Raw genomic sequence first — 20,109 nt, 5'->3', positions numbered from 1 at the left:
GGATAGATAGACCGACAACATTGAGGAAGGCAAGGTCATGTCCACCAGCAGCATCGAAACCGGAACCGGCTCCTACCCCATCACCGACCGCAACCGGATCAAGCGCCTGCACGAACGCGGCAGCTATGACCGCACCGCCGTGTATGCGATCCTCGATGCCGGCATGCTCTGTCATGTCGCCTATGTCATCGACGGCCAGCCCTTCTGCACGCCGACGATCCATTGGCGCGAAGGCGACATGCTCTACTGGCACGGTTCGTCAGCCAGCCGCATGCTGCGCCATCTCAAGACCGGAACGCGGGCCTGCCTGACGGTCTCGCATCTGGACGGGCTGGTGCTCGCCCGCTCCGGCTTCCACCATTCGGCCAATTACCGCTCGGCCATGTGCTTCGGCACCGCCCGGCTGGTGGAAGACCCGGTCGAGAAGGGAAAGGCGCTGCGCGCCGTCGTTGACCGCTTCTATCCGGACCGCAGCGCACTGCTGAGACCAACCACCGGGCAGGAGATCAAGGCGACGGCCGTCATCGGCATGCGGATCGAGGATGCTTCGGCCAAGATTCGCGCCAAGGGCGTCGGCGATGACGAGGAGGATTACGGCCTGCCGATATGGGCCGGTGTCATTCCGGTCCGCACGGTACTCGGAGAGACGGAAGTCTCGCCGCATCTTCCGGCCGGCGTATCGAAGCCGGAAACGCTCTCGCTCTATGGGGCCGGAACAAGGCTGGACGACGCACTGACCGAGGCCCAGCGACTTTATGAAGAGGCCGGCAACCAATAAGGCGCCAAGGTCTCACTTCCACTCGTGGGCGCGATCTCCCTTGCAGGGCCGCGCGCTCACGAACGTAGAGATGTCCTCGGCTTTTTCGGCATAGGCGAGCGCATCGGCATCGTCGTTGAAACCGATGAAGACCATGAGCATGGAAAGCGCCTTGGGGTGCCCCTTCTTCCGATAGGAGAAGTTGACGGCGCAATGCGGGTATCCGGCATCCATTGCGTGGTCCTGTGAAGCATCCCCCGCAAGAGCTATGAACTGGCCGAGAGCCAGGAAACGATCGATCGCGGCGAAGGCCGTGGCCTGCGAGATCTGCTGGTTGGCGCCGGTGCTGGCGGAGCGGCCGTAAAAAAGGCTGTCTGTCAGACCCTTCCGGCGCTTTGTTTCATAAACGATGAGCCCGCCTGCGACTGCCAGTTCCACTCGTACGTCGAATGTCTGGAACTGCTCCGACGAACGGTCAAGCTCGGCGAACAGGCTCCTCAGATCCGCGACGTAGTCAGCATAAAGTGCGATGGTCATGGAGCCCCGCCGGTGGTTCGATCAAAAGAAGCGCCGCTCCTAGCACGAGTCATCCGCCGGCGATACCGGGTCTTCACAGCGATGGTGCCCCACAAATGGAAACGGGAGCCCGGCGGATAGCCGACCTCCCGACGTTTACGCGCGCCGCTCACTCGGCAGGCGTGGAAGGAGAACGGTCAGCAGGCCGAGAAGCGGCATGTAGGAGCAGACATTGTAGACGAACTCGATGCCCTGCCTGTCGGCGAAGACGCCGAGGACGGCTGCGCCGATGCCGCCGAAACCGAAGGCAAAACCGAAGAACAGGCCGGCGATCAGCCCGACGCGACCGGGCACAAGTTCCTGCGCGAAAACGACGATGGCCGAGAAGGCGGAGGAAAAGATGAAGCCGATCACCACCACCAGCACCGAGGTCCAGAACAGGTCAGCATAGGGAAGCAGCAGCGCGAAGGGGATGACACCGAGGATCGAGAACCAGATTACCGCCCGCGAACCGAAACGGTCGCCGATCGGCCCGCCGAAGAAGACTCCGGCCGCCGATGCGCCGAGGAAGAGGAACAGCATGATCTGGGCGTCCTGCACGCCGACCCCGAACTTATGGATGGCGAAGAAGGTGAAGTAGCTGGAAAGGCTGGCCAGATAGGCATTCTTGGTCGCCGTCAGCACGATCAGGATGGCGAGCGTCCAGGCCACCTGGGAGCGCGGCAGCGGCAGCGTCCTGTTGGGCAAGGGTCGCCCGGCATTGCTGCGGCGGTGGCGCATGTACCAGACGCTGACGCCCGAGAGTACGCCGAAACCGAGAAGCGCGATCAGCGAGAACCAGCTCAGCACGCCCTGTCCGCGCGGAATGACGATGAAGGCCGCAAGCAGCGGACCGATGGCCGTGCCGGTATTGCCGCCGACCGGGAAGAAGGACTGCGCCAGACCATGTCGGCCGCCGGATGCAAGCCGGGCCACGCGCGATGCTTCGGGATGGAAGATCGCAGAACCGATACCGATCAGGCAGGCCCCGACCACCAGCACCGAGAAATGCCCGGCATAGGCAAGGGTAATCAGGCCGGCGCAGGTGGACAGCATCGCCGCCGGCAGGGAAAACGGCATGGGCCAGCGATCGGTGACGATGCCGACGGCCGGCTGCAGCAGCGATGCCGTAACCTGAAAGGCAAATGTCAGAAGACCGATCTGCACGAAATCGAGTGCGTAGTTATCCTTCAGAAGCGGGTAGAGCGACGTCAGAAGCGACTGCATGATGTCATTGAGCATGTGGCAGAAGCTTGCGGCGAAAATGATGGAGAAGGCAGTCCTTTCGACCCGGCCTTCGCTGGCTGCTATGCTGGCCATCTTTTTTGTCCCTCGTCCTTGATGATAAACCTGATCCGCATATACCCCTGCGCGGATTGACACTCGTCATATCCGGCTTGTCGCTGGCCCGCTTTTGTGTTGTGGTCGAATTCTTTCGAGAGTGGGCCAAATGCGCGTTATTGATCTTACCGGGGCTGCTCAGAGCGTCGACCGGGACTACCACAATCAGAGCCTCATCTGGATCGAGCAGGCAAACGAGCCGGTTCTGGCGCTTGGCCGCGTTTATCCCGCCGGTTTCAAAGTTGCCCTTCATTCGCACAGGCGCGCACAGCTCTGGTTCGCACGGCGTGGCATCGTGCTCGTCAGCACGGATGACAGGCGATGGATGATCCCGCCTGGCCATGCCCTCATCATTCCCGCCGGCATGGAACATTCCGCCGAGATGGTCAGCGCCGTTGAAATGCGCTCCATCTATGTGAATGTCGCAAGCGACGGCGCCAGCCGGCCGCGCGTGGTCGAAGTCACTCCGCTTACGCAAAACCTGATCGAGGAACTGATCGAAGTGGAGGAAAAACCGGTCAGACAGAACCGTCTGGCCATGGTCACCGACCTGCTGCTCGACGAATTCCGCCAATTACCGGAACGGCCGCTCGGCCTGCCCTTTCCCAATGACCAAAGACTGGCACGGCTTTGCCGGCAATTCCTGAAAGTTCCCTCGGCAAGCGTCAGCATCGACGACTGGGCGCGGGACATGGGCATCGGCCGTCGCTCCTTCACGCGGCTGTTTCGTGCGGAAACCGGAATGAGCTTCGTGACCTGGCGGCAGCAGGCATGTCTTTTCGCATCCCTGCCAAGACTGGCGGATGGCGAGACGATCACCAATGTCGCGCTTGACGCCGGCTACGAGAATATCGCGGCCTTTTCCACCATGTTCCGGCGCATGCTCGGCCGTTCGCCCCGCAGCTATCTGAAGGCGCAGACGTCCTGAGGCGAAAGCCGCCGCAGCGGCTTTGCGACCGGGGATGCAGGCTTCCCTATCACGGCAAAAAGCCCCAGATCTTTCGATCCGGGGCTTTCGAACTCGTCTTCTGAATTGTTTTGGCTCAGAGCGTGCCGGCGCGCTGCTGCAGCATCATATAGGTGTCGAAGCCGTATTCGGCGACCTGCGCCCAGAGATAGGCGTCCTTCTTGAAGGCCTGCTGGCTGTCGTAGAGCTTCTTGAAGTTCTCATTCTTGGCGCTGAGACCGGCATAGGTCTCAAGAGCTGCCTTGTGGCAGACGTCGAGGATATCCGAGGAGAAGGCGCGAAGCTGCGTGCCTTCGGCCACGAGCTGGCGCAGAGCCATGGCATTGGAGGCGTCGTAGCGGGCAAGCATCCGGGCGTTCGCCGCCGCGCAAGCGTCGGTCAGCATGCGCTTGTAGTTTTCCGGCAGCTCGTTGAACTTGTCGAGGTTGAACATCGCGTGCACGGTCGGGCCGCCTTCCCACCAGGCCGGATAGTAATAATACTTGGCGACCTTGTAGAAGCCGAGCTTGTAGTCGTCATAGGGACCGACGAACTCGGTGGCATCGATCGTGCCCTTTTCCAGCGCCGGATAAACGTCCGAACCGGCGATCTGCTGCGGCGTCACGCCGACCTTGCCCATGATCTCGCCGGCAAGGCCGGCAATGCGCATCTTCAGGCCCTTCAGGTCGTCGATGGTCTTGATTTCCTTGCGGTACCAGCCTCCCATCTGGGCGCCGGTATTGCCGGCCGGAAGCGCGTAAAGGTTATAGCCGGCGAGGAACTCGTTCAGCAGTTCATTGCCGCCGCCGGCGGTGAACCACGCGTTGGTCATGCGTGCATTGAGGCCGAAGGGAATGGCCGTGCCGAGCGCAAAGGCCGGGTCCTTGCCGATGTAATAATAGCAGCAGGTATGGGCCATCTCGATCGTGCCAGAGGCCACGGCGTCTGCGGCCTGCAGCGGAGGCACCACTTCGCCGGCAGCAAAGGTCTGGATGGTGAAATTGCCGCCAGAGGCTTCCGACACGCTTCTGGCGATATCGGTTGCGGCATCGAAGATGATGTCCAGGCTCTTCGGGAAGGACGACGTCAGGCGCCAGGTGATCTGGGGATTTTCCTGCGCGATGGCAGGCGCTGCAAGTCCGGCGGAGGCTGCAGCACCCAAGCCGACGGCGCTGGCCTGTTTGAAGAAATTACGGCGGTTCATGGTCATCTGCCCTGGTTGTTTCCTGTCGTCATCGTTTCCTCCCGGCCTCCTCCGCCGGCGCGGTCTTAAGCACGACCGTCGCCAGGTTGCAAGACCGGCGATGCGGGGAATTGCGCCGGGACGCCTCATGCTTTTCGCAAAATTGCGCGGATCGCAGGCCAGGAAATCAGAAAACTGCGCGAAGACTCATCCGGCGGATGCCTTGCGGCGGGGGTCGTCGAAGGCCGGATTGTAGAAAAGAGAGAGAACCAGACTGCGGGCGATACGTTCGGCGGTCGCCATGAACCAAGCCTGCGCCGCCTCGCTCGCCTCAAGATCGGCAAGCGTCGCGCGGAAAAGCACTAGCCATTCGATAAAAAGCCCCTCGGTGATGCCATTCACCCCTTGATGGGCCTGGACCGGCTTGCCGCCATAGGCGCCATTCTTGAAAGCCACCGAAGTCCAGAAAGCCTTCATGCGCTGAAGATGGGCGGGCCATCGCCCGGCAAGCCGCGTATCGAAAACGGGGCCGAGCGTCTCATGCGCCTGCACACGGCCGTAGAAGGTCTCGACGAGACGGTCGATGAAGGCCACGTCGACGCCCATCGCCGCCATCTCGGCGGCGGCTCTTTCCAGGATCTCGGCGCGGTTGGCCGCCCTCCCGGTCAGTTCGTTTTCCATGACCTTCTCCTTTGCGTTGCCGCGTAACCTTCTCATGCTCTTACGGCTGGCATTCGTCAAACGGGAGGGCCGGGGCCGATCGTCGCATCTATGTGCGCGGGCGTGGCGGAATGCGATCGATCTGCGTCGATTGGCCTTACGCCAGCCTCTTGACCAGTGGTAGGGCAGGCACTTATTTTAGAATAATTCTAAAAATTGGAGTCTTCCATTCATGTTCCGCAGCCTGTTTTCAACGGCAAAGCGCTCCTTCGACAGCCTCAGCGAGCAGGAAATCCTGGCGCTGGCGATTTCGTCCGAAGAGGACGATGCGCGCATCTATCTCGCCTATGCCGACCAGCTCCGGGCGCAATATCCCCAGTCGGCGAAAGTGTTCGAGGACATGGCAGAGGTGGAGCAGACCCATCGCAACATGCTGATCGACATGCATCGCCAGCGTTTCGGCGAGCGCATTCCCCTGATCCGACGCGATCACGTCGGCGGTTTCTACGAGCGCAAACCCGACTGGCTGCGCGCCAACCAGTCGCTGGAGCAGATCCGCGCGGAAGCCGGAAAGATGGAAGAAGGCGCCTACCGTTTCTATGTGGAGGCCGCCAAGCGTACGAGCGATGCCTCGACCCGCAAGCTGCTCGGCGATCTGGCACTGGCCGAGCAGGGCCATGAGGAAATCGCCGCCATGCTCGGCGAGAGACATGTGCCGGGCGAGGTGGCGGCGGAGGAAAACGAGACAGCGCGGCGGCAGTTCATCCTGACCTATGTGCAGCCCGGCCTTGCCGGCCTGATGGACGGCTCGGTCTCGACGCTGGCACCGATCTTCGCCGCAGCCTTTGCCACCGGCGACACCTGGCAGACCTTCCTCGTCGGCCTCTCGGCCTCCGTCGGCGCGGGCATTTCCATGGGCTTCACCGAAGCCGCCCATGACGACGGAAAGCTTTCCGGCCGCGGTTCGCCGATCAAGCGCGGGCTTGCTTCCGGCATCATGACCGCTCTCGGCGGCCTCGGCCACGCCCTGCCCTATCTCATCCCGCATTTCTGGACGGCGACGCTGACCGCCGCGGTGGTGGTGTTCTTCGAACTCTGGGCCATCGCCTTCATCCAGAACAAGTATATGGAAACACCGTTCTTCCGTGCGGTCATGCAGGTCGTATTCGGCGGATCGCTGGTGCTCGCCGCCGGCATCCTGATCGGGAATGGGTGAGATGCGACCGGGCACAAGCGCCCGCTGAAATCGATCCAGCGAATCGATTTCAGCGTCGAACGCCACGAGCCAAAAGCGAGTGGCCGGGCGTATCCGTCGGTCACAACCCGGCTCACGTCCCCCTCACCGCAACAGCTTCAACGACCCCGTCAGCGACTTCACCCATTTCGACGGCCCGGCAATCCCGAGGCCGTCGATCTTTTCCTCGCCGAGATCCCGACCCGGCAAGGATGCCTCGTAATCGGCATAGATGTGCAGGGCACGGGCGAAAGCCGGGAACGGAACAATGGCGCCCGCCGGATCGGCGCCCGCCAGCGCCTTCAGCATCAGCCTGCGCAAGGCCTCATCATCCGCCTGAAGGACCGGCACCGGCAGGCTGGAACTGATGTCGATCCGCCGCCCCCTGGCGTCCTCAAGCCGGCGCGCGGCCAGCACAGGCAGCTTCGCACCAATTCCGATGGAGATCGCTCCAACGGTATTGGCGAGAAAACCCTGAGGCAATTCGGGATTGACAACGATGGCGATACGAAGGTCTTCGCTCATTTCTGCTCCGGCTTTGTGTTTTCGAGCAAAAACTAGTGCTGTGCACCGGAAATTTCCTATCTTTTATTACTGCCTCCATCCATAATTAGGTAAGATCTACCAATTTATGAAATCACGGAGGTAGATCATGCCTGAAAATGCGCTGGAGCCGGTCGACGTCAGGATACTGGAGGCGCTGCAGGCCGATGGACGGATGACCAACCAGACACTATCGGAGGAGGTCGGGCTTTCAACCTCGCCATGCTGGCGGCGCATGCGACAACTGGAGGAAACCGGCGTCATAAGGGGCTATCGCGCCGCACTGGACCGCAAGAAAATCGGTCTCGGCGTGCTCGCCTTCATTCGCGTCAAGATCGACAGCCACAGCGAACAGGAGGCGGAGGAGTTTTCGGCCAGCGTCTCGAAGGTCAAGGAGGTCGTCGCCTGCTACAGCATTGCAGGCGATGCCGACTTCCTGTTGCAGGTGGTCTCGCCGGACCTCGACACCTATGCGGATTTCGCGATGACTGTCGTGCGCCGCCTGCCGCGCATCAAGGAAATGCAAACGACCTTCGTATTGAAGGAAATCAAGCCGTTCGAGGGTTTCCCGCTGTCCTTCGCCCGAAGGTAGCGCTCCCGTTCTTACTTGAGAGCGCCGACCATGACGTCGGTGGTGCCGTTCTCGATGGTGACCCAGCGGCCCGAATCGAAGCTCGCCTGCCGCTTGAGGTAGGTGTAGGGCGTATTGGTCCAGAGCTTGACGTCGTCCGTGAGGTTATCGAGAACGAAATCGCCCTCCGCGGTTCGCAGCGTCAGCACCGCATGGCCTTCTCCGTCGGGCTTGCGCAGGACGGTAATCAGCAGGTCGGACGGAGAGAAGCCCGCTTCCATCAGCTTCTTGCGCTTCAGGAGAACGTAATCCTCGCAATCGCCGGCATCGCTCGGATAGGCCCAGACTTCCTCGCGCCCGTATATCTCGGCATCGGTCATCGGCGTGATCGCGGCATTCACCGAACCGTTGACTTCCCGCACGATGCTCCAGCCATGGGCGGTGACCCGCGGCGCCGGACCGGGCCTTGTCCGGACGCTGCATTCATCGGGATAGCTGCGGCAGAACTCGTAATGGCCGATCGGCTGAGACGTGATGTTGCCCGTCTGCATGGACAACTGGGTCTTCGGCGCCGTCAAGGCAGTGCTGGCAGGCGCCATGACCGCCAGCGAAACCACCAGCGCAGCAAGCGCTTTCGAACCGTTCATCATGAACTCGTCCCCTTAATCGTTAACAAAACGTTAAGGTTCAAGCGGCGTGCGAGTCAATCACCGCGGTCCGCGGCGCGTTAGGGATTTGTCAACTATGGTTAAAATGCGACACGATCACTCCGGCAACATCGAAGCGATTGCCGCCTTCATGCGGGCGATGTCCTCCGGCCGGGACAGCCTGTGGTCTCCGTCGCGCACAAGCGTCAGCACTACGTCATCAGCCGGCAGGAATTCCATGAGTTTCAGCGCGTGCCTGTAGGGCACGTCGGGATCGGCCATGCCCTGCAGGATATGCACCGGGCAGCCCGTCTCGATGATGCCCTTCAGCACCTGGTTTTTCCGGCCGTCCTCGATGAGGGCGCGGGTGAAGATATTCGGCTCGGGACTGTATTCGGAGGGTTCCTCGAAATAGCCGCGCTCGGAAAGCGAGACACGCTCCGCCTCCGAAAGGCTCGGCTCGATGAGGTCGATGGTGAAATCCGGCGCCGGCGCGATCAGCACCAGTCCCGCAACCTTCGGCCCGCGGCCAAGCCTTGCCAGTTCCTGGATGACACGGATCGCGATCCAGCCACCCATGGAGGAGCCGACCAAAACAACGGTTTCCGGCGCGGCATGTTCAAGCACGGCCAGCGCCTCCTCCGTCCAGCGGCTGATCGTGCCCTTGTGGAACTCGCCGCCGGAAGCGCCGTGACCGGAATAGTCGAAACGAATTGCAGCGAGCCCCTTTTCGGCCGCAAGCGCGTCGAGTTCCATGGCCTTGGTGCCGGTCATGTCGGAACGGTAACCGCCGAGCCAGACGAGTGCCGGTATCGCCGGCGGGGTGTGCTCCTGGCGCCGGCGCAGCAGCATGGCGATCGGCCGCGCATCGCCACCCCCGCCCACAGTCAACTGCGTTCCGACGATCCCGTTTTCACCCTCGGCCATGCCCGTTCTCCTTCTTGCCCGCACCATGCGACGTTGCGGCCTGTAAAACACACTCGCGAAGGAACGGACAACAGGTGATTTTCTATGGAAGGCATGCTATTGACTTAGAACCCGCAATCGCCATCTTGCCTGCGCACGAGATTCCAGCGCAGCAAGAACGTTGCGGTTATCCGGAACATTTCGAGGAGAATACGACCATTCGCAGACCTTTCAAAGCCGACGCCCCCGTCAAGGATGGGCCGCGCTCCAACCGGGAAATCAGGGTTCCCAAAGTTCAGCTTATCAATGAAGAAGGCCAGAATCTCGGCATCGTGCCGACGGATCAGGCGCTCAAAATGGCGGAGGAAGCCGGTCTCGATCTGGTCGAGATTTCGCCCAATGCCGAGCCGCCGGTCTGCAAGATCCTCGACCTCGGCAAGCTGAAATACGCCAACCAGAAGAAGGCGGCCGAAGCGCGCAAGAAGCAGAAAATCGTTGAGGTCAAGGAAATCAAGATGCGACCCAACATCGACACCCATGACTATGAGGTGAAGATGAAGGCGATGGCGCGCTTCTTCGAGGACGGCGACAAGGTCAAGGTGACGCTGAAGTTCCGCGGCCGCGAAATGGCCCACCAGGAACTCGGCATGAAGCTGCTCCTGCAGGTCAAGGAAGATACCCTGGCGATCGCCAAAGTCGAAGCCGAGCCCAAGCTCGAGGGACGCCAGATGATGATGGTGCTCGCTCCGAAATAAGTGTGCTCCAAGGCCCCATGAAAAAAGCCGCCTCAGGGCGGCTTTTTTCATGACTTGCGCTGACAATCCGCTGACAGACGGACGGGCCGTCCTGTCAGGACGACGAGTGCAAGATGTTGTTCATCGAGATCATTCATGTTCAACATCGGAGGAAAAATGATGTTCGCCCTGCTGCGCAAACCCCTGCTCCTATCGAGCACCGCCCTGCTCTCCCTGACCCTGCTGCCCGCCATTGTCTCGGGCATTTCCCTTCCGCTGTCCTCCTCGATCATATCCGTCGCCTATGCCGACGATGATGGCGGAGACGATCATGGAGGCGATGACCATGGCGATGACAGCGGAAACGACAGTTCAGACGACAGCGGTGGTGACGACGATAGCAGAGATGATGCTTCCGACGACGACAGCGATAACGACGCCTCCGATGACGGCAAGACGGACGACAGCGATATCCATGACGACCAGACCAGCAATCGCCGCGATCGCAATGTCGAGACCAGTCTGGTCGTCAACGAAACCCAACTGCGTGGCCTGACGAACGGAACGATGATCGCGGTAGACCAGAACGGTCGTCGACTGCGGGTCCAAATCGAACAGGAACACGGCATGACCGAGGTCAAGTTCGAAGCTCCCAGAGGTACGGTCACGCAAGTTACAGTCGTCCCTGTAAACTGATTGCGCTTGAAATGGCCGCGGCGCGGCTGCCGGTGCTGCGCGCCATTTCTCCCCGCCCGGCCTCGGGCGGGGCTCCTTTCGCCCCGGTGGCGCGGCAATGAAACAAACGCTACTCTCCACCATGCACCAACTCCGAGGAAAAGCGTCATAGGCATGATGGCTATGGAAAGGCGACATTTCATCTTGTTGCTCGCAGCGGCGATGCCGCTTGCCATCACACTTGCGCATGCCGCATCGGCCAGAGCCGACGACGACGGCGGCGATGACAGCGGCGGTGATGGCGGTGATGATGGCAGTGACGATAGCGGCGGCGGGAGCAATTCCGGATCCGAAGACAACGAGAGCAACAACGGAAATAACGAGAGCAATGACAGCTCCGCTGGCGAAAGCGAAGCCGGCGAGGACGATCACGTCAAGGCGCGCGACGCCGTCCGCGAGGGGCGCATCCTGCCGCTTCGCGAGATCCTTCGCCGTGTGGACGCCATGGAGGCCGGGCGCGTGATCTCCGTCGATCTCTCGCTCGAAGGCAAATCGCCCTTCTATACGCTCAAGGTCGAGAACGATAACGGCAGCGTGCGCACTCTTCGCCTCAATGCGGTGACCGGCCGCAAGCTGTCCCTGTTCGGGTGGTAACGCGATGCGACTGCTGCTCGCCGAAGACGATCGCGACATAGCAGATCACACCAAGGCCAAACTTGAGGCCGAGGGGTATCTCGTCAACCATCTCGCTACGGGTCCGGAAGTATGGGCCGAGGGTGAAACAGGCGACTATGCGGCGATCATTCTTGACCTCGGCCTACCTGGCATGGATGGCCTCTCCATATTGAAGCGCTGGCGAGCAGCCGGCCTCGACACGCCGATCCTCGTGCTGACGGCCCGGGGTTCATGGATGGAGCGGGTTGACGGCTTCGAGGCCGGTGCGGACGACTACCTGCCCAAGCCGTTCCGCAGCGAGGAACTGCTCGCACGTCTCAAGGCGTTGCTGCGCCGCGCACGGGGCAAGCCTTCCCCTGTCAACTCCGCCGGCCGGTTTGTCATCGATGACCAAACTCGCCGCGTCACCTATGACGGCCGCCCGCTCGAACTCACAACGCTGGAATATCGCTTGTTGCAGCTTCTTGCCAGCGCCCCCGGTCGCGTCTTCGACCCTATCGAAATTGCCCGCCATGTCCAGGGCCGCGATGACGATGCCGCCAAGAACGCCGTCGAGGCAATGATCACAAGGCTCCGTCGCAAGACCGATCCGGAAGCGATCGAAACGCGACGCGGCTTCGGCTACCTGTTGCCGGACAACCAGACATGATCCAATCCCTCCGGATCCGGCTCGCCGCCGGCGCCATGGTTGCGATCGTCTTCATCCTGCTGCTGGTGGGCTTCGGTCTCAGCCGCGTCTTCTCGAACTACGTTGCAGAGCGATATCGGGTCGAATGCGCGACGATCATCGATCAGCTTGCAGCAGCTCTCGAGCTTCGCGACGGAAAAGCCGTTCTGGAAAAAACGCCGACCGATCCCCGCTTCAACCTTCCGGGAAGCGGCCGTTATTGGCAGATAACGCCCGCGACGGGCGCCGCGCTGCGTTCGCGGTCGCTCTGGGACGTTGAACTGCCCGCCGACCTGCCACGAGCCGATCATGGCTTCATGGCTGCGGAAGGACCGGATGGCGCCGGCCTTTTCGTCTACAGACGCCAGATTGCGCTCGACGATGAAGGCGGATCCCACGGCTTCATGCTTTCGGCTGCGTTCGATAGAAGCGAACTCGATGACGCCGTCGCACAGTTTCACAGCACGATGGCGCTGATGCTCGTTCTGACGGCAGCGGTTTTGGTCGCTGCCGCGATTTTCCAGGTTGGCGTCGGGCTTTCTCCCCTTGCGCGACTTCAGCAACGGGTCGGCCTTGTCCGCTCGGGGCAGGCCAACTCGGTCGAGGATGTCGGCGCCTCCGAACTCCGGCCACTCGTGTCCGAACTGAACCTGCTGCTGACTGAGCGGGAAACCGCGGTGGAAAGGGCAAGGGCACGCGCGAGCGATCTTGCCCACGGGCTGAAAACGCCGCTCACCGTGCTACTGCAACTGACCGATCATCTGCCTCCGGCCCAGAAGAAGCTCGCGCGCCAGCAAGTGGACCTGGTTCGCCAACGCGCCGACCGCCAGCTCCAGTCGGCAAGGCTCGGCGTAGAACAGATGGCGCGGACGGAACTGGCTCCCTTGGTCGGCAAGCTGGTGAGCGTGCTGAAACCCGTGACCCAGTCCCGCGATGTCGATTGGGAAATCCATATCGATGAGCGACTGACCGCCGACATGGATGCGGCCGATCTCGCGGAAGCGCTCGGCAATGTGCTCGACAACGCGGCGCGCTATGCCCGCGGTCGGATTCGTATAGCGGCCATTGTTGCGGATGGAGCAATCGTCATCACCGTCGAGGACGACGGACCCGGGATCGCTCCGCACGAACGCGCGACACTTCCTTCCAGGGGCCGGCACCTCGGGGCGGATGACGAGGGTTCCGGCCTCGGTCTATCGATCACGGCGGAGATTCTTGCTGCCTATGCGGGCGCAATGGAGCTCGAAGGCTCCCGACTCGGCGGTCTGGCGGTCAGACTGAGGGTTCCGCTGCGCACGTAGCGGATCACGAGGAGAGACAAAGCCCAAGAATCCGTCGAACCCCGTTGCGCTTTTGTCCCTTCGCGGTTATAAGCGCGCGTCCGAACGGTCCGGCAGGGCATGCCGTGGCCGTTTCTAATGCTTGAAAACCGGCTTTCGTCGGCTGGTTTCTCACAAAAACAATGGAGTAGCAAAATGCCCAAGATGAAGACGAAGTCCTCGGCCAAGAAGCGGTTCAAGATCACCGCCACTGGCAAGGTTGTCGCTGCGGCTGCCGGCAAGCGCCACGGCATGATCAAGCGGTCCAACAAGTTCATCCGCGATGCTCGCGGTACGATGATCCTCGCCGAAGCTGACGGCAAGAAGGTTATCAAGAACTACCTGCCGAACGGTCTCTGAGACCTTCCGCCCAACTGGACCAAGTTTAAGGAGATCATGACATGGCACGCGTAAAACGCGGCGTTACCGCCCACGCCAAGCACAAGAAGGTATTGAAGGCAGCCAAGGGCTTCTACGGCCGCCGCAAGAACACGATCCGCGCAGCAAAGGCTGCCGTCGATCGTTCCAAGCAGTTCGCCTACCGCGACCGCAAGGTCAACAAGCGCAACTTCCGCGCCCTGTGGATCCAGCGTATCAACGCTGCCGTCCGCGAATTCGGCCTGACCTATGGCCGCTTTATCGACGGCCTCAACAAGGCCGGCATCGAAGTCGACCGCAAGGTTCTGTCCGACATGGCCATCCATGAGCCGGCAGCTTTCGGCGCCCTCGTCGAAGCTTCCAAGAAGGCACTTGCCTACCTCAAGGAAAACGGCACGGCCAACGAGTTTGAAAGCGCGGTCAAGTAAGCCAGCGCTTCCCAAGCTCATTGCACAATCCGATTGGGAAACCCGCGCTGGCAGGGCTGGCGCGGGTTTTTTCATATCATCGTCACGCCGGGACGTCAGGCTCGGCAGAGGAACCAGGGCAGGAAAGACAAGATGTCCGATCTCGACAGTCTGAAAATAGCGCTTCTTTCGGATGTTACTGCAGCCGAAGACGAGGCCGCGATCGAGGCGGTGCGCGTCGCCGCGCTCGGCAAGAAGGGTTCGGTGTCCGAACTCCTGAAGACGCTGGGCAGCATGACGCCGGAAGAACGCCAGACGCGGGGTGCGGCGATCAACGCGCTGAAGAACGAGTTGACCGAAAAGATCACCGCCCGCAAGAGCGAGCTGCGCGACGCGGCGATCAACGCCCGCCTGAAGGCAGAGACCGTCGATGTCAGCCTGCCGGTGCGCTCCTCGCCCGCTGAGCGCGGCCGCATCCATCCGATCAGCCAGATCGTCGACGAGATCACCGCCATCTTCGCCGACATGGGCTTCTCCATCGCCGAAGGCCCGGATATCGAGACCGACTACTACAATTTCACGGCACTCAACTTCCCGGAAGGCCATCCCGCCCGCGAGATGCACGACACCTTCTTCCTGTCGCCCGACGAGAACGGCGAGCGCAAGGTTCTGCGCACCCATACCTCGCCGGTGCAGGTGCGCACCATGGAAGCGCAGAAGCCGCCGATCCGCATCGTCATTCCCGGCAAGACCTATCGTCAGGACAGTGACGCCACCCATTCGCCGATGTTCCATCAGGTCGAAGGCCTCGTCATCGACAAGACCGCCAATGTCGGCCACCTGCGCTGGGTGCTCGAGGAATTCTGCAAGGCCTTCTTCGAGGTCGACAAGGTGGTGATGCGCTTCCGCCCGTCCTTCTTCCCCTTCACGGAGCCGAGCTTCGAGGTCGACATCCAATGCGACCGTTCCTCCGGCCCGATCGTCAAGTTCGGCGAGGGCACCGACTGGATGGAAATCCTCGGCTGCGGCATGGTTCATCCGAACGTGCTGCGCGCCGGCGGTCTCGATCCGGACGAATACCAGGGCTTTGCCTGGGGCATGGGCCTCGACCGCATCGCCATGCTGAAATACGGCATGCCGGACCTGCGCGACTTCTTCAACGCCGACGTGCGCTGGATGAGCCATTACGGCTTCCGCCCGCTCGACGTGCCGACGCTTTTCGGCGGATTGAGCGCGTAATTACCGATAGTCCTGCGGAAGTCTTCTGCGATGAGCCAGACACCGACATACTATTTCGTGACCGACATCGAGACGAATGGGCCGGATCCCCTGCACCATTCGATGCTGAGCTTTGCCACCGTCGTCCTGCGTTCCGATGGCGCGCTGTGCGGCGAGTTCGAAGCCGTGCTCCAGCCTCGTTCCGATCGTCAGACGGATGATCGGACCATGGGCTGGTGGAAGACGCAGCCGGAGGCATGGATGGCAGCGACGACCGATCCGGAAGACCCGGCAATCGTCATGAAGCGTTTCGTCGACTGGATCGAAAACTTCGGCGGACAGCGGGCCTTTGCGGCAAGACCGGTGATGTTCGACGGCTTGTGGATCGACCACTACCTGAAAACATTCGCCGATCGCTTCCTGCTGGATGCCGCGATCTGGGGCCATTGCGTCTTCAATCGCGCGCCGCTCGACATCGGCACCTACCTGCTCGGCGTCTTCGGCAAGACGGAACCGTCGGCAGGCCCAACTGAATTCCCTGCCGAGTGGCTCGGACATCATCCGCACACTCACCGGGCTATCGACGATGCGCGCGGATACGCGTCGCTTCTTTCAAAACTATTCGAGGTGGCTCGGGAGCTGCCGGCAAACCCGCTCGATTTTACAAGGGTGCAAAAATGAAATTCACACTCTCCTGGCTCAAGGATCATCTGGAAACCGACGCCACGCTCGACGAGATCTGCGAGCGCCTGACTGCAATCGGCCTCGAAGTCGAGGATGTCGATGACAAGGCGGCCTACAAGCCCTTCGTCATCGCCAAGGTTCTCTCCGCCGAGAAGCATCCGGAAGCAGACCGGCTGAAGGTTCTGTCGGTCGATGCCGGGGACGGCAAGCCGGTGCAGATCGTCTGCGGCGCGCCGAATGCCCGCGCCGGTCTCGTCGGTGCTTTGGCGCGTCCCGGAACCTATGTTCCCGGCATCGACGTTACGCTTTCAGTCGGCAAGATCCGCGGCGTCGAAAGCCATGGCATGATGTGCTCCGAAAAGGAGCTCAACATTTCCGACAATCATGACGGCATCATCGACCTGCCCGAGGATGCCCCGGTCGGCACCTCGTTCGCGTCTTACGCCGGCCTTGACGATCCGGTCATCGAGATCAACCTGACGCCGAACCGCCCGGACTGCACCTCTGTCTTCGGTATTGCCCGCGACCTCGCCGCTTCCGGCCTCGGCACGCTGAAGCAGCCGAAGGTGCCCGACTTCAAGGTCGAGGGCGAGACGCCGCATGAGGTGAAGATCGTGCTGGACGACGAGCGCCTCTGCCCCGGCTTTGCCTATCGCCTCGTGCGCGGCGTGAAGAACGGCCCGAGCCCGAAGTGGATGCAGCAGCGGCTGCTTGCCATCGGCCTGCGCCCGATCTCCGCGCTGGTCGACGTCACCAACTATATGACCTTCGACCAGGGCCGTCCTATGCACGTCTTCGACGCCGACAAGGTCAAGGGCACACTCGTCGTGCGCCGCGCGCAGGAGGGCGAGGAAATCCTCGCTCTCGACACCCGCACCTACAAGCTCAATCCTTCGAACGTCATCATCTCCGACGACAACGGTCCGGAATCGATCGGCGGCATCATGGGCGGCGAACATTCCGGCTGCGATGAGAACACCGTCAACGTGCTGATCGAGTCGGCGCTCTGGGACCCGATCAACATCGCCAAGACCGGCCGCTCGCAGGGCATCATCACCGATGCGCGCTACCGCTTCGAGCGCGGCGTCGATCCGGAATACATGGTGCCCGGCCTCGAACGCACCACCGAACTGGTGCTGTCGATGTGCGGCGGTACCGCGGCGGCCTCCAAGGTCACCGGTTACAAGGGCCATGTCCGCAAGATCGTCGACTTCCCGTTCTCGGAGGTGAAGCGCCTCACCGGCCTCACCGTATCCAACCAGGAAGCCCGCAAGATTCTGACCGGTCTCGGCTTCGAGGTCATCGGCGAAGGCGAGCAGGTCAAGGTTTCGGTGCCGTCCTGGCGTCCGGATGTCGATGGCAAGGCCGATCTGGTGGAAGAAGTCATGCGCGTACATGGTGTCGACAACATCAAGCCCGAGCCGCTGGCACCGACCGGCTCCGTCAATGGCCGCATCCTGACGACGCTGCAGATCCGCACCCGCACCGCCAAGCGCACGCTTGCCGCACGCGGCATGCTGGAAGCCGTCACATGGTCCTTCATCTCCGAGGAACAGGCAAAGCTCTTCGGCGGCGGCAGCGCCGCGCTCAAGCTCGCCAACCCGATCGCCGCCGACATGTCGGACATGCGGCCTTCGCTGCTGCCCGGCCTGCTTGTCGCCGCCCAGCGTAATGCCGACCGCGGCTTCGGCGATGTGGCGATCTTCGAGGTGTCCGGCACCTATGAGAGCGATACGCCGGAAGGCCAGCGCCGCGTCGCCGGCGGCATCCGTCGCGGCACGGCCTCGCTTACCGGCGCCGGCCGCATGTGGTCGAACGCCTCCAAGGGCGGCGGCAAGCCGGTCGACGTCTTCGACGCCAAGGCCGATGCGCTCGCCGTGCTGGAGGCCTGCGGCCTGCCGATGGGCAATGTGCAGATCGAGGCCGGCGCTCCGGCATGGTACCATCCGGGCCGTTCGGGCACGATCAAGGCCGGCCCGAAGGTGATCCTCGGCTATTTCGGTGAGTTCCACCCGAAGACGCTTGAGGCACTCGATGTCTCCGGCGCTCTCTGCGGCTTCGAAGTCTTCGTCGACGCCCTCCCGGAACCGAAGAAGAAGGCGACCCGCACCAAGCCGGCGCTCGATCTCTCGCCCTTCCAGATGGTCAAGCGCGACTTCGCCTTCGTGGTCGACAAGACCGTCGAGGCCGGCGCGATCATCAAGGCCGCCGGCAGTGCCGACCGCAAGCTGATTACCGCCGTCAACGTCTTCGACGTGTTCGAGGGCGCTTCCGTCGGCGAGGGCAGGAAGTCGGTCGCCATCGAGGTTCTGATCCAGCCGGTCGACAAGACGCTTACCGACGATGATTTCGAAGCCCTGACGAAGAAGATTGTCGGCAACGTCGAAAAGACCACCGGCGGCAGCCTTCGGGCGTAATTTCTCGTTGACGTTCAAACGGAGCGTGGAGATTATTTCTCCACGCTCCGTTTCTCTAGGAAGTCAAATGGCAAAGATCGGTTCGATGAAGGCTCTGGAAGAGCTTGGGCGGATCCGTCTCTCAGCGAATTTCTTCTTTCGTGATTTCCTCTATTCGGAAATCTCCAATTTCTACGGCATTCCAAACGTTCCGGTAGATGCCAAGCTTGCCATCGAAACCGGCAGCAGGCTTTGCGAAGAACTGCTTGAACCACTTCAAGCGACATTCGGCCGTATTCATGTCCGATCGGCCTATCGCTCCCCCACGGTCAATGAATACGGCAACAAAAACAAGCTTAACTGCGGATCCAATGAAGCAAACGCCGCATCGCATATCTGGGACCTGCGGGACAGAAACGGCTTCTGCGGCGCCACCGCCTGCATAGCCATTCCATGGATCTGGGATCATCACAAGCAGGAAGGCGACTGGCAGAAGCTGGCTTGGTGGATCCGAGACCACCTTCCCTATGGCTCGCTGGAATTCTTCCCGAAGCTCTGGGCCTTCAATATCCAGTGGCACGAGAATCCAAGCAGGGTGATAAGCAGCTTTGCCGACCCGCGAGGTATTCTGACCCGCCCCGGAAAAAGCAATTTCGACGGCGATCATAGCCCGCTATATGCCGGCTTCCCCACACTCGCCTCTCCTCAGCGTGGAGTCGCTCAACTCACAAATTGAGCGCGTCCTTCAGCGTCAGCGCCTCGCCGACGCGGAGGTCGAGGTCGGCCTCGATATGGGCGATGTGGTGGAGCATGCATTCGGTGGCGCGGGCGACGTCCTTCTTCTCCAGAGCGTCGAGGATCTCGCCATGCTCGTCGTGGCCGCAGCTCGAAACGCCGGTGCGGCCATAAAGCGCGATTACCAGCGAGGAGCGGGCGACGAGTTCGTCCATGAACTTTTCGAGAATGGCATTGCCGGCAACCCTGGCCAGCATCAGATGAAAATCACCCGACGCCTTGATCTCGGCGCGCCGGGCGCTCGCCCCACGCTCGCTGCGGAAGCGTTCTTCTTCCTTCAACTGTTCGCGAAAGGCGGCGATATCGGCCACGGTGATCCGCTCGGCGGCGGCCGCGACGATACCGGGCTCGATCAGCCGGCGCGAGGCGAAGACCTGCATGGCCTCTTCCGGGGAAGGATTGGAAACGAAGGCGCCGCGATTGCGTTCGGTGCGCACCAGCCCCTCGAAAGCCAGCATCTGCAGCGCATAACGCACCACGGTGCGGCTGACATCGAACAGCGTGCCGACTTCTGCTTCTGAAAGCTTGGTGCCGGGCGCCAGACGCCGGTCGACGATGGCGTCACGCAACTGATCGCGGATGGCGCGTGCGCGATCCTCCTGGTTGGGATCGATCAGGCTCTGGGTTCCCGGGGCGGGCGACATGTCTTCTTTGCGCATCCTGCCTTTTTAGCGTCAATGCGATGCAATGGGAACAGAAAGCTGCATCTGATCTGCAAAATGATTGTCGACAATATAGCATAATGATCGAACGCAATCGCATCTTTTTTATGCATACAGCAACGGAATGCGCTCAAGGTTCCGGCATAGTTGCGCGAC

The 20,109-nt window shown here is 61.5% G+C and carries 23 protein-coding genes; 15 read left to right on the top strand and 8 right to left on the bottom strand.

Annotation, left to right across the window (positions count from 1 at the left end; all coding sequences use genetic code 11):
- Positions 1-37 precede the first annotated feature (37 nt).
- Positions 38-778 carry a pyridoxamine 5'-phosphate oxidase family protein gene (locus J5N58_RS12540; RefSeq protein ID WP_112827589.1) on the top strand — a complete coding sequence of 247 codons (741 nt, stop codon included), beginning with the start codon at positions 38-40 and terminating at the stop codon, positions 776-778.
- A gap of 12 nt (positions 779-790) precedes the next feature.
- On the opposite strand, the gene J5N58_RS12535 is transcribed toward J5N58_RS12540, so the two are convergent.
- Complete coding sequence (locus J5N58_RS12535; RefSeq protein WP_112827588.1) at positions 791-1,294, bottom strand: hypothetical protein; 504 nt, start codon at positions 1,292-1,294, stop codon at positions 791-793.
- A gap of 135 nt (positions 1,295-1,429) precedes the next feature.
- Positions 1,430-2,632, bottom strand: coding sequence for an MFS transporter (locus tag J5N58_RS12530; RefSeq protein WP_244711021.1), 1,203 nt, complete (start codon positions 2,630-2,632; stop codon positions 1,430-1,432).
- A gap of 130 nt (positions 2,633-2,762) precedes the next feature.
- Between J5N58_RS12530 and J5N58_RS12525 the strand changes: the two genes are divergently transcribed.
- Positions 2,763-3,581: an AraC family transcriptional regulator gene (locus J5N58_RS12525; RefSeq protein ID WP_113443984.1), complete on the top strand. Its 819-nt coding sequence runs from the start codon at positions 2,763-2,765 to the stop codon at positions 3,579-3,581.
- Between the two features lie 115 nt (positions 3,582-3,696).
- Here J5N58_RS12525 and J5N58_RS12520 read toward each other — a convergent pair whose 3' ends face one another.
- Positions 3,697-4,803, bottom strand: a complete 1,107-nt coding sequence (locus J5N58_RS12520; protein WP_112827827.1) for a TRAP transporter substrate-binding protein — start codon at positions 4,801-4,803, stop codon at positions 3,697-3,699.
- Between the two features lie 186 nt (positions 4,804-4,989).
- A complete protein-coding gene (locus J5N58_RS12515) occupies positions 4,990-5,463 on the bottom strand; it encodes a group III truncated hemoglobin (protein WP_244711019.1) in 474 nt (157 codons plus the stop codon).
- A gap of 211 nt (positions 5,464-5,674) precedes the next feature.
- Between J5N58_RS12515 and mbfA the strand changes: the two genes are divergently transcribed.
- Positions 5,675-6,658, top strand: coding sequence for an iron exporter MbfA (gene mbfA / locus J5N58_RS12510; protein WP_112827584.1), 984 nt, complete (start codon positions 5,675-5,677; stop codon positions 6,656-6,658).
- Between the two features lie 123 nt (positions 6,659-6,781).
- Here mbfA and J5N58_RS12505 read toward each other — a convergent pair whose 3' ends face one another.
- The gene (locus tag J5N58_RS12505) at positions 6,782-7,201 is read right to left on the bottom strand and encodes a DUF2000 domain-containing protein (RefSeq protein ID WP_244711016.1); all 420 of its coding nucleotides are present in this window, start codon (positions 7,199-7,201) and stop codon (positions 6,782-6,784) included.
- A gap of 127 nt (positions 7,202-7,328) precedes the next feature.
- On the opposite strand from J5N58_RS12505, the gene J5N58_RS12500 reads away from it, so the two are divergent.
- Positions 7,329-7,811, top strand: a complete 483-nt coding sequence (locus J5N58_RS12500; RefSeq protein ID WP_244711014.1) for an Lrp/AsnC family transcriptional regulator — start codon at positions 7,329-7,331, stop codon at positions 7,809-7,811.
- An 11-nt stretch (positions 7,812-7,822) separates the two neighbouring features.
- Here J5N58_RS12500 and J5N58_RS12495 read toward each other — a convergent pair whose 3' ends face one another.
- Both J5N58_RS12495 and J5N58_RS12490 read right to left on the bottom strand, forming a co-directional pair.
- Entirely contained in the window at positions 7,823-8,440 is a 618-nt protein-coding gene (locus tag J5N58_RS12495) for a transglutaminase-like cysteine peptidase (protein WP_112827581.1), read from the bottom strand.
- 114 nt (positions 8,441-8,554) lie between these two features.
- Positions 8,555-9,364 carry an alpha/beta hydrolase gene (locus J5N58_RS12490; protein WP_425314464.1) on the bottom strand — a complete coding sequence of 270 codons (810 nt, stop codon included), beginning with the start codon at positions 9,362-9,364 and terminating at the stop codon, positions 8,555-8,557.
- A 197-nt stretch (positions 9,365-9,561) separates the two neighbouring features.
- On the opposite strand from J5N58_RS12490, the gene infC reads away from it, so the two are divergent.
- The 11 genes from infC (at position 9,562) to J5N58_RS12435 (ending at position 19,232) form a co-directional block, all read left to right on the top strand.
- Positions 9,562-10,098 (top strand): translation initiation factor IF-3, encoded by a 537-nt coding sequence (infC, locus tag J5N58_RS12485; protein ID WP_112827826.1) that lies wholly within the window; start codon positions 9,562-9,564, stop codon positions 10,096-10,098.
- Between the two features lie 156 nt (positions 10,099-10,254).
- Positions 10,255-10,773, top strand: coding sequence for a hypothetical protein (locus tag J5N58_RS12480; RefSeq protein WP_244711011.1), 519 nt, complete (start codon positions 10,255-10,257; stop codon positions 10,771-10,773).
- 153 nt (positions 10,774-10,926) lie between these two features.
- Positions 10,927-11,406, top strand: coding sequence for a PepSY domain-containing protein (locus J5N58_RS12475; RefSeq protein ID WP_244711009.1), 480 nt, complete (start codon positions 10,927-10,929; stop codon positions 11,404-11,406).
- 4 nt (positions 11,407-11,410) lie between these two features.
- Positions 11,411-12,076 carry a response regulator transcription factor gene (locus J5N58_RS12470; protein ID WP_112827578.1) on the top strand — a complete coding sequence of 222 codons (666 nt, stop codon included), beginning with the start codon at positions 11,411-11,413 and terminating at the stop codon, positions 12,074-12,076.
- Entirely contained in the window at positions 12,073-13,395 is a 1,323-nt protein-coding gene (locus J5N58_RS12465) for a sensor histidine kinase (protein ID WP_244711007.1), read from the top strand. Before J5N58_RS12470 ends, J5N58_RS12465 begins: the two co-directional genes overlap by 4 nt.
- A 174-nt stretch (positions 13,396-13,569) precedes the next feature.
- Positions 13,570-13,773: a 50S ribosomal protein L35 gene (gene rpmI, locus J5N58_RS12460; protein ID WP_099056273.1), complete on the top strand. Its 204-nt coding sequence runs from the start codon at positions 13,570-13,572 to the stop codon at positions 13,771-13,773.
- Positions 13,774-13,814: 41 nt separating this feature from the next.
- A complete protein-coding gene (gene rplT, locus J5N58_RS12455; protein WP_112827576.1) occupies positions 13,815-14,219 on the top strand; it encodes a 50S ribosomal protein L20 in 405 nt (134 codons plus the stop codon).
- 132 nt (positions 14,220-14,351) lie between these two features.
- Entirely contained in the window at positions 14,352-15,437 is a 1,086-nt protein-coding gene (gene pheS, locus J5N58_RS12450; RefSeq protein ID WP_112827575.1) for a phenylalanine--tRNA ligase subunit alpha, read from the top strand.
- A gap of 30 nt (positions 15,438-15,467) precedes the next feature.
- On the top strand, positions 15,468-16,097 hold the full coding sequence (locus J5N58_RS12445; protein WP_113338477.1) for a 3'-5' exoribonuclease domain-containing protein: 630 nt from the start codon (positions 15,468-15,470) through the stop codon (positions 16,095-16,097).
- Positions 16,094-18,517 (top strand): phenylalanine--tRNA ligase subunit beta, encoded by a 2,424-nt coding sequence (pheT, locus tag J5N58_RS12440; RefSeq protein WP_112827571.1) that lies wholly within the window; start codon positions 16,094-16,096, stop codon positions 18,515-18,517. Before J5N58_RS12445 ends, pheT begins: the two co-directional genes overlap by 4 nt.
- Positions 18,518-18,584: 67 nt before the next feature.
- Positions 18,585-19,232 carry a hypothetical protein gene (locus tag J5N58_RS12435; protein WP_112827570.1) on the top strand — a complete coding sequence of 216 codons (648 nt, stop codon included), beginning with the start codon at positions 18,585-18,587 and terminating at the stop codon, positions 19,230-19,232.
- Here the strand turns inward: J5N58_RS12435 and J5N58_RS12430 are convergent.
- Complete coding sequence (locus J5N58_RS12430) at positions 19,222-19,935, bottom strand: GntR family transcriptional regulator (RefSeq protein WP_112827824.1); 714 nt, start codon at positions 19,933-19,935, stop codon at positions 19,222-19,224. The genes J5N58_RS12435 and J5N58_RS12430 overlap by 11 nt on opposite strands.
- Between the last annotated feature and the right edge of the window lie 174 nt (positions 19,936-20,109).

The organism is Paenirhizobium cremeum, assembly GCF_022884085.1.
Classification (GTDB): Bacteria; Pseudomonadota; Alphaproteobacteria; order Rhizobiales; family Rhizobiaceae; genus Allorhizobium; species Allorhizobium cremeum.
This window is presented reverse-complemented; position numbering and strand designations above follow the sequence as displayed.

Excerpts from the sequence above, each read along its gene's own strand:
- J5N58_RS12540 (WP_112827589.1), top strand. The coding sequence starts at position 38 with ATGTCCACCAGCAGCATCGAAACCGGAACCGGCTCCTACCCCATCACC.
- J5N58_RS12535 (WP_112827588.1), bottom strand. The coding sequence starts at position 1,294 with ATGACCATCGCACTTTATGCTGACTACGTCGCGGATCTGAGGAGCCTG.
- J5N58_RS12530 (WP_244711021.1), bottom strand. The coding sequence starts at position 2,632 with ATGGCCAGCATAGCAGCCAGCGAAGGCCGGGTCGAAAGGACTGCCTTC.
- J5N58_RS12525 (WP_113443984.1), top strand. The coding sequence starts at position 2,763 with ATGCGCGTTATTGATCTTACCGGGGCTGCTCAGAGCGTCGACCGGGAC.
- J5N58_RS12520 (WP_112827827.1), bottom strand. The coding sequence starts at position 4,803 with ATGAACCGCCGTAATTTCTTCAAACAGGCCAGCGCCGTCGGCTTGGGT.
- J5N58_RS12515 (WP_244711019.1), bottom strand. The coding sequence starts at position 5,463 with ATGGAAAACGAACTGACCGGGAGGGCGGCCAACCGCGCCGAGATCCTG.
- mbfA (WP_112827584.1), top strand. The coding sequence starts at position 5,675 with ATGTTCCGCAGCCTGTTTTCAACGGCAAAGCGCTCCTTCGACAGCCTC.
- J5N58_RS12505 (WP_244711016.1), bottom strand. The coding sequence starts at position 7,201 with ATGAGCGAAGACCTTCGTATCGCCATCGTTGTCAATCCCGAATTGCCT.
- J5N58_RS12500 (WP_244711014.1), top strand. The coding sequence starts at position 7,329 with ATGCCTGAAAATGCGCTGGAGCCGGTCGACGTCAGGATACTGGAGGCG.
- J5N58_RS12495 (WP_112827581.1), bottom strand. The coding sequence starts at position 8,440 with ATGATGAACGGTTCGAAAGCGCTTGCTGCGCTGGTGGTTTCGCTGGCG.
- J5N58_RS12490 (WP_425314464.1), bottom strand. The coding sequence starts at position 9,364 with ATGGCCGAGGGTGAAAACGGGATCGTCGGAACGCAGTTGACTGTGGGC.
- J5N58_RS12480 (WP_244711011.1), top strand. The coding sequence starts at position 10,255 with ATGATGTTCGCCCTGCTGCGCAAACCCCTGCTCCTATCGAGCACCGCC.
- J5N58_RS12475 (WP_244711009.1), top strand. The coding sequence starts at position 10,927 with ATGATGGCTATGGAAAGGCGACATTTCATCTTGTTGCTCGCAGCGGCG.
- J5N58_RS12470 (WP_112827578.1), top strand. The coding sequence starts at position 11,411 with ATGCGACTGCTGCTCGCCGAAGACGATCGCGACATAGCAGATCACACC.
- J5N58_RS12465 (WP_244711007.1), top strand. The coding sequence starts at position 12,073 with ATGATCCAATCCCTCCGGATCCGGCTCGCCGCCGGCGCCATGGTTGCG.
- rpmI (WP_099056273.1), top strand. The coding sequence starts at position 13,570 with ATGCCCAAGATGAAGACGAAGTCCTCGGCCAAGAAGCGGTTCAAGATC.
- rplT (WP_112827576.1), top strand. The coding sequence starts at position 13,815 with ATGGCACGCGTAAAACGCGGCGTTACCGCCCACGCCAAGCACAAGAAG.
- pheS (WP_112827575.1), top strand. The coding sequence starts at position 14,352 with ATGTCCGATCTCGACAGTCTGAAAATAGCGCTTCTTTCGGATGTTACT.
- J5N58_RS12445 (WP_113338477.1), top strand. The coding sequence starts at position 15,468 with ATGAGCCAGACACCGACATACTATTTCGTGACCGACATCGAGACGAAT.
- pheT (WP_112827571.1), top strand. The coding sequence starts at position 16,094 with ATGAAATTCACACTCTCCTGGCTCAAGGATCATCTGGAAACCGACGCC.
- J5N58_RS12435 (WP_112827570.1), top strand. The coding sequence starts at position 18,585 with ATGGCAAAGATCGGTTCGATGAAGGCTCTGGAAGAGCTTGGGCGGATC.
- J5N58_RS12430 (WP_112827824.1), bottom strand. The coding sequence starts at position 19,935 with ATGTCGCCCGCCCCGGGAACCCAGAGCCTGATCGATCCCAACCAGGAG.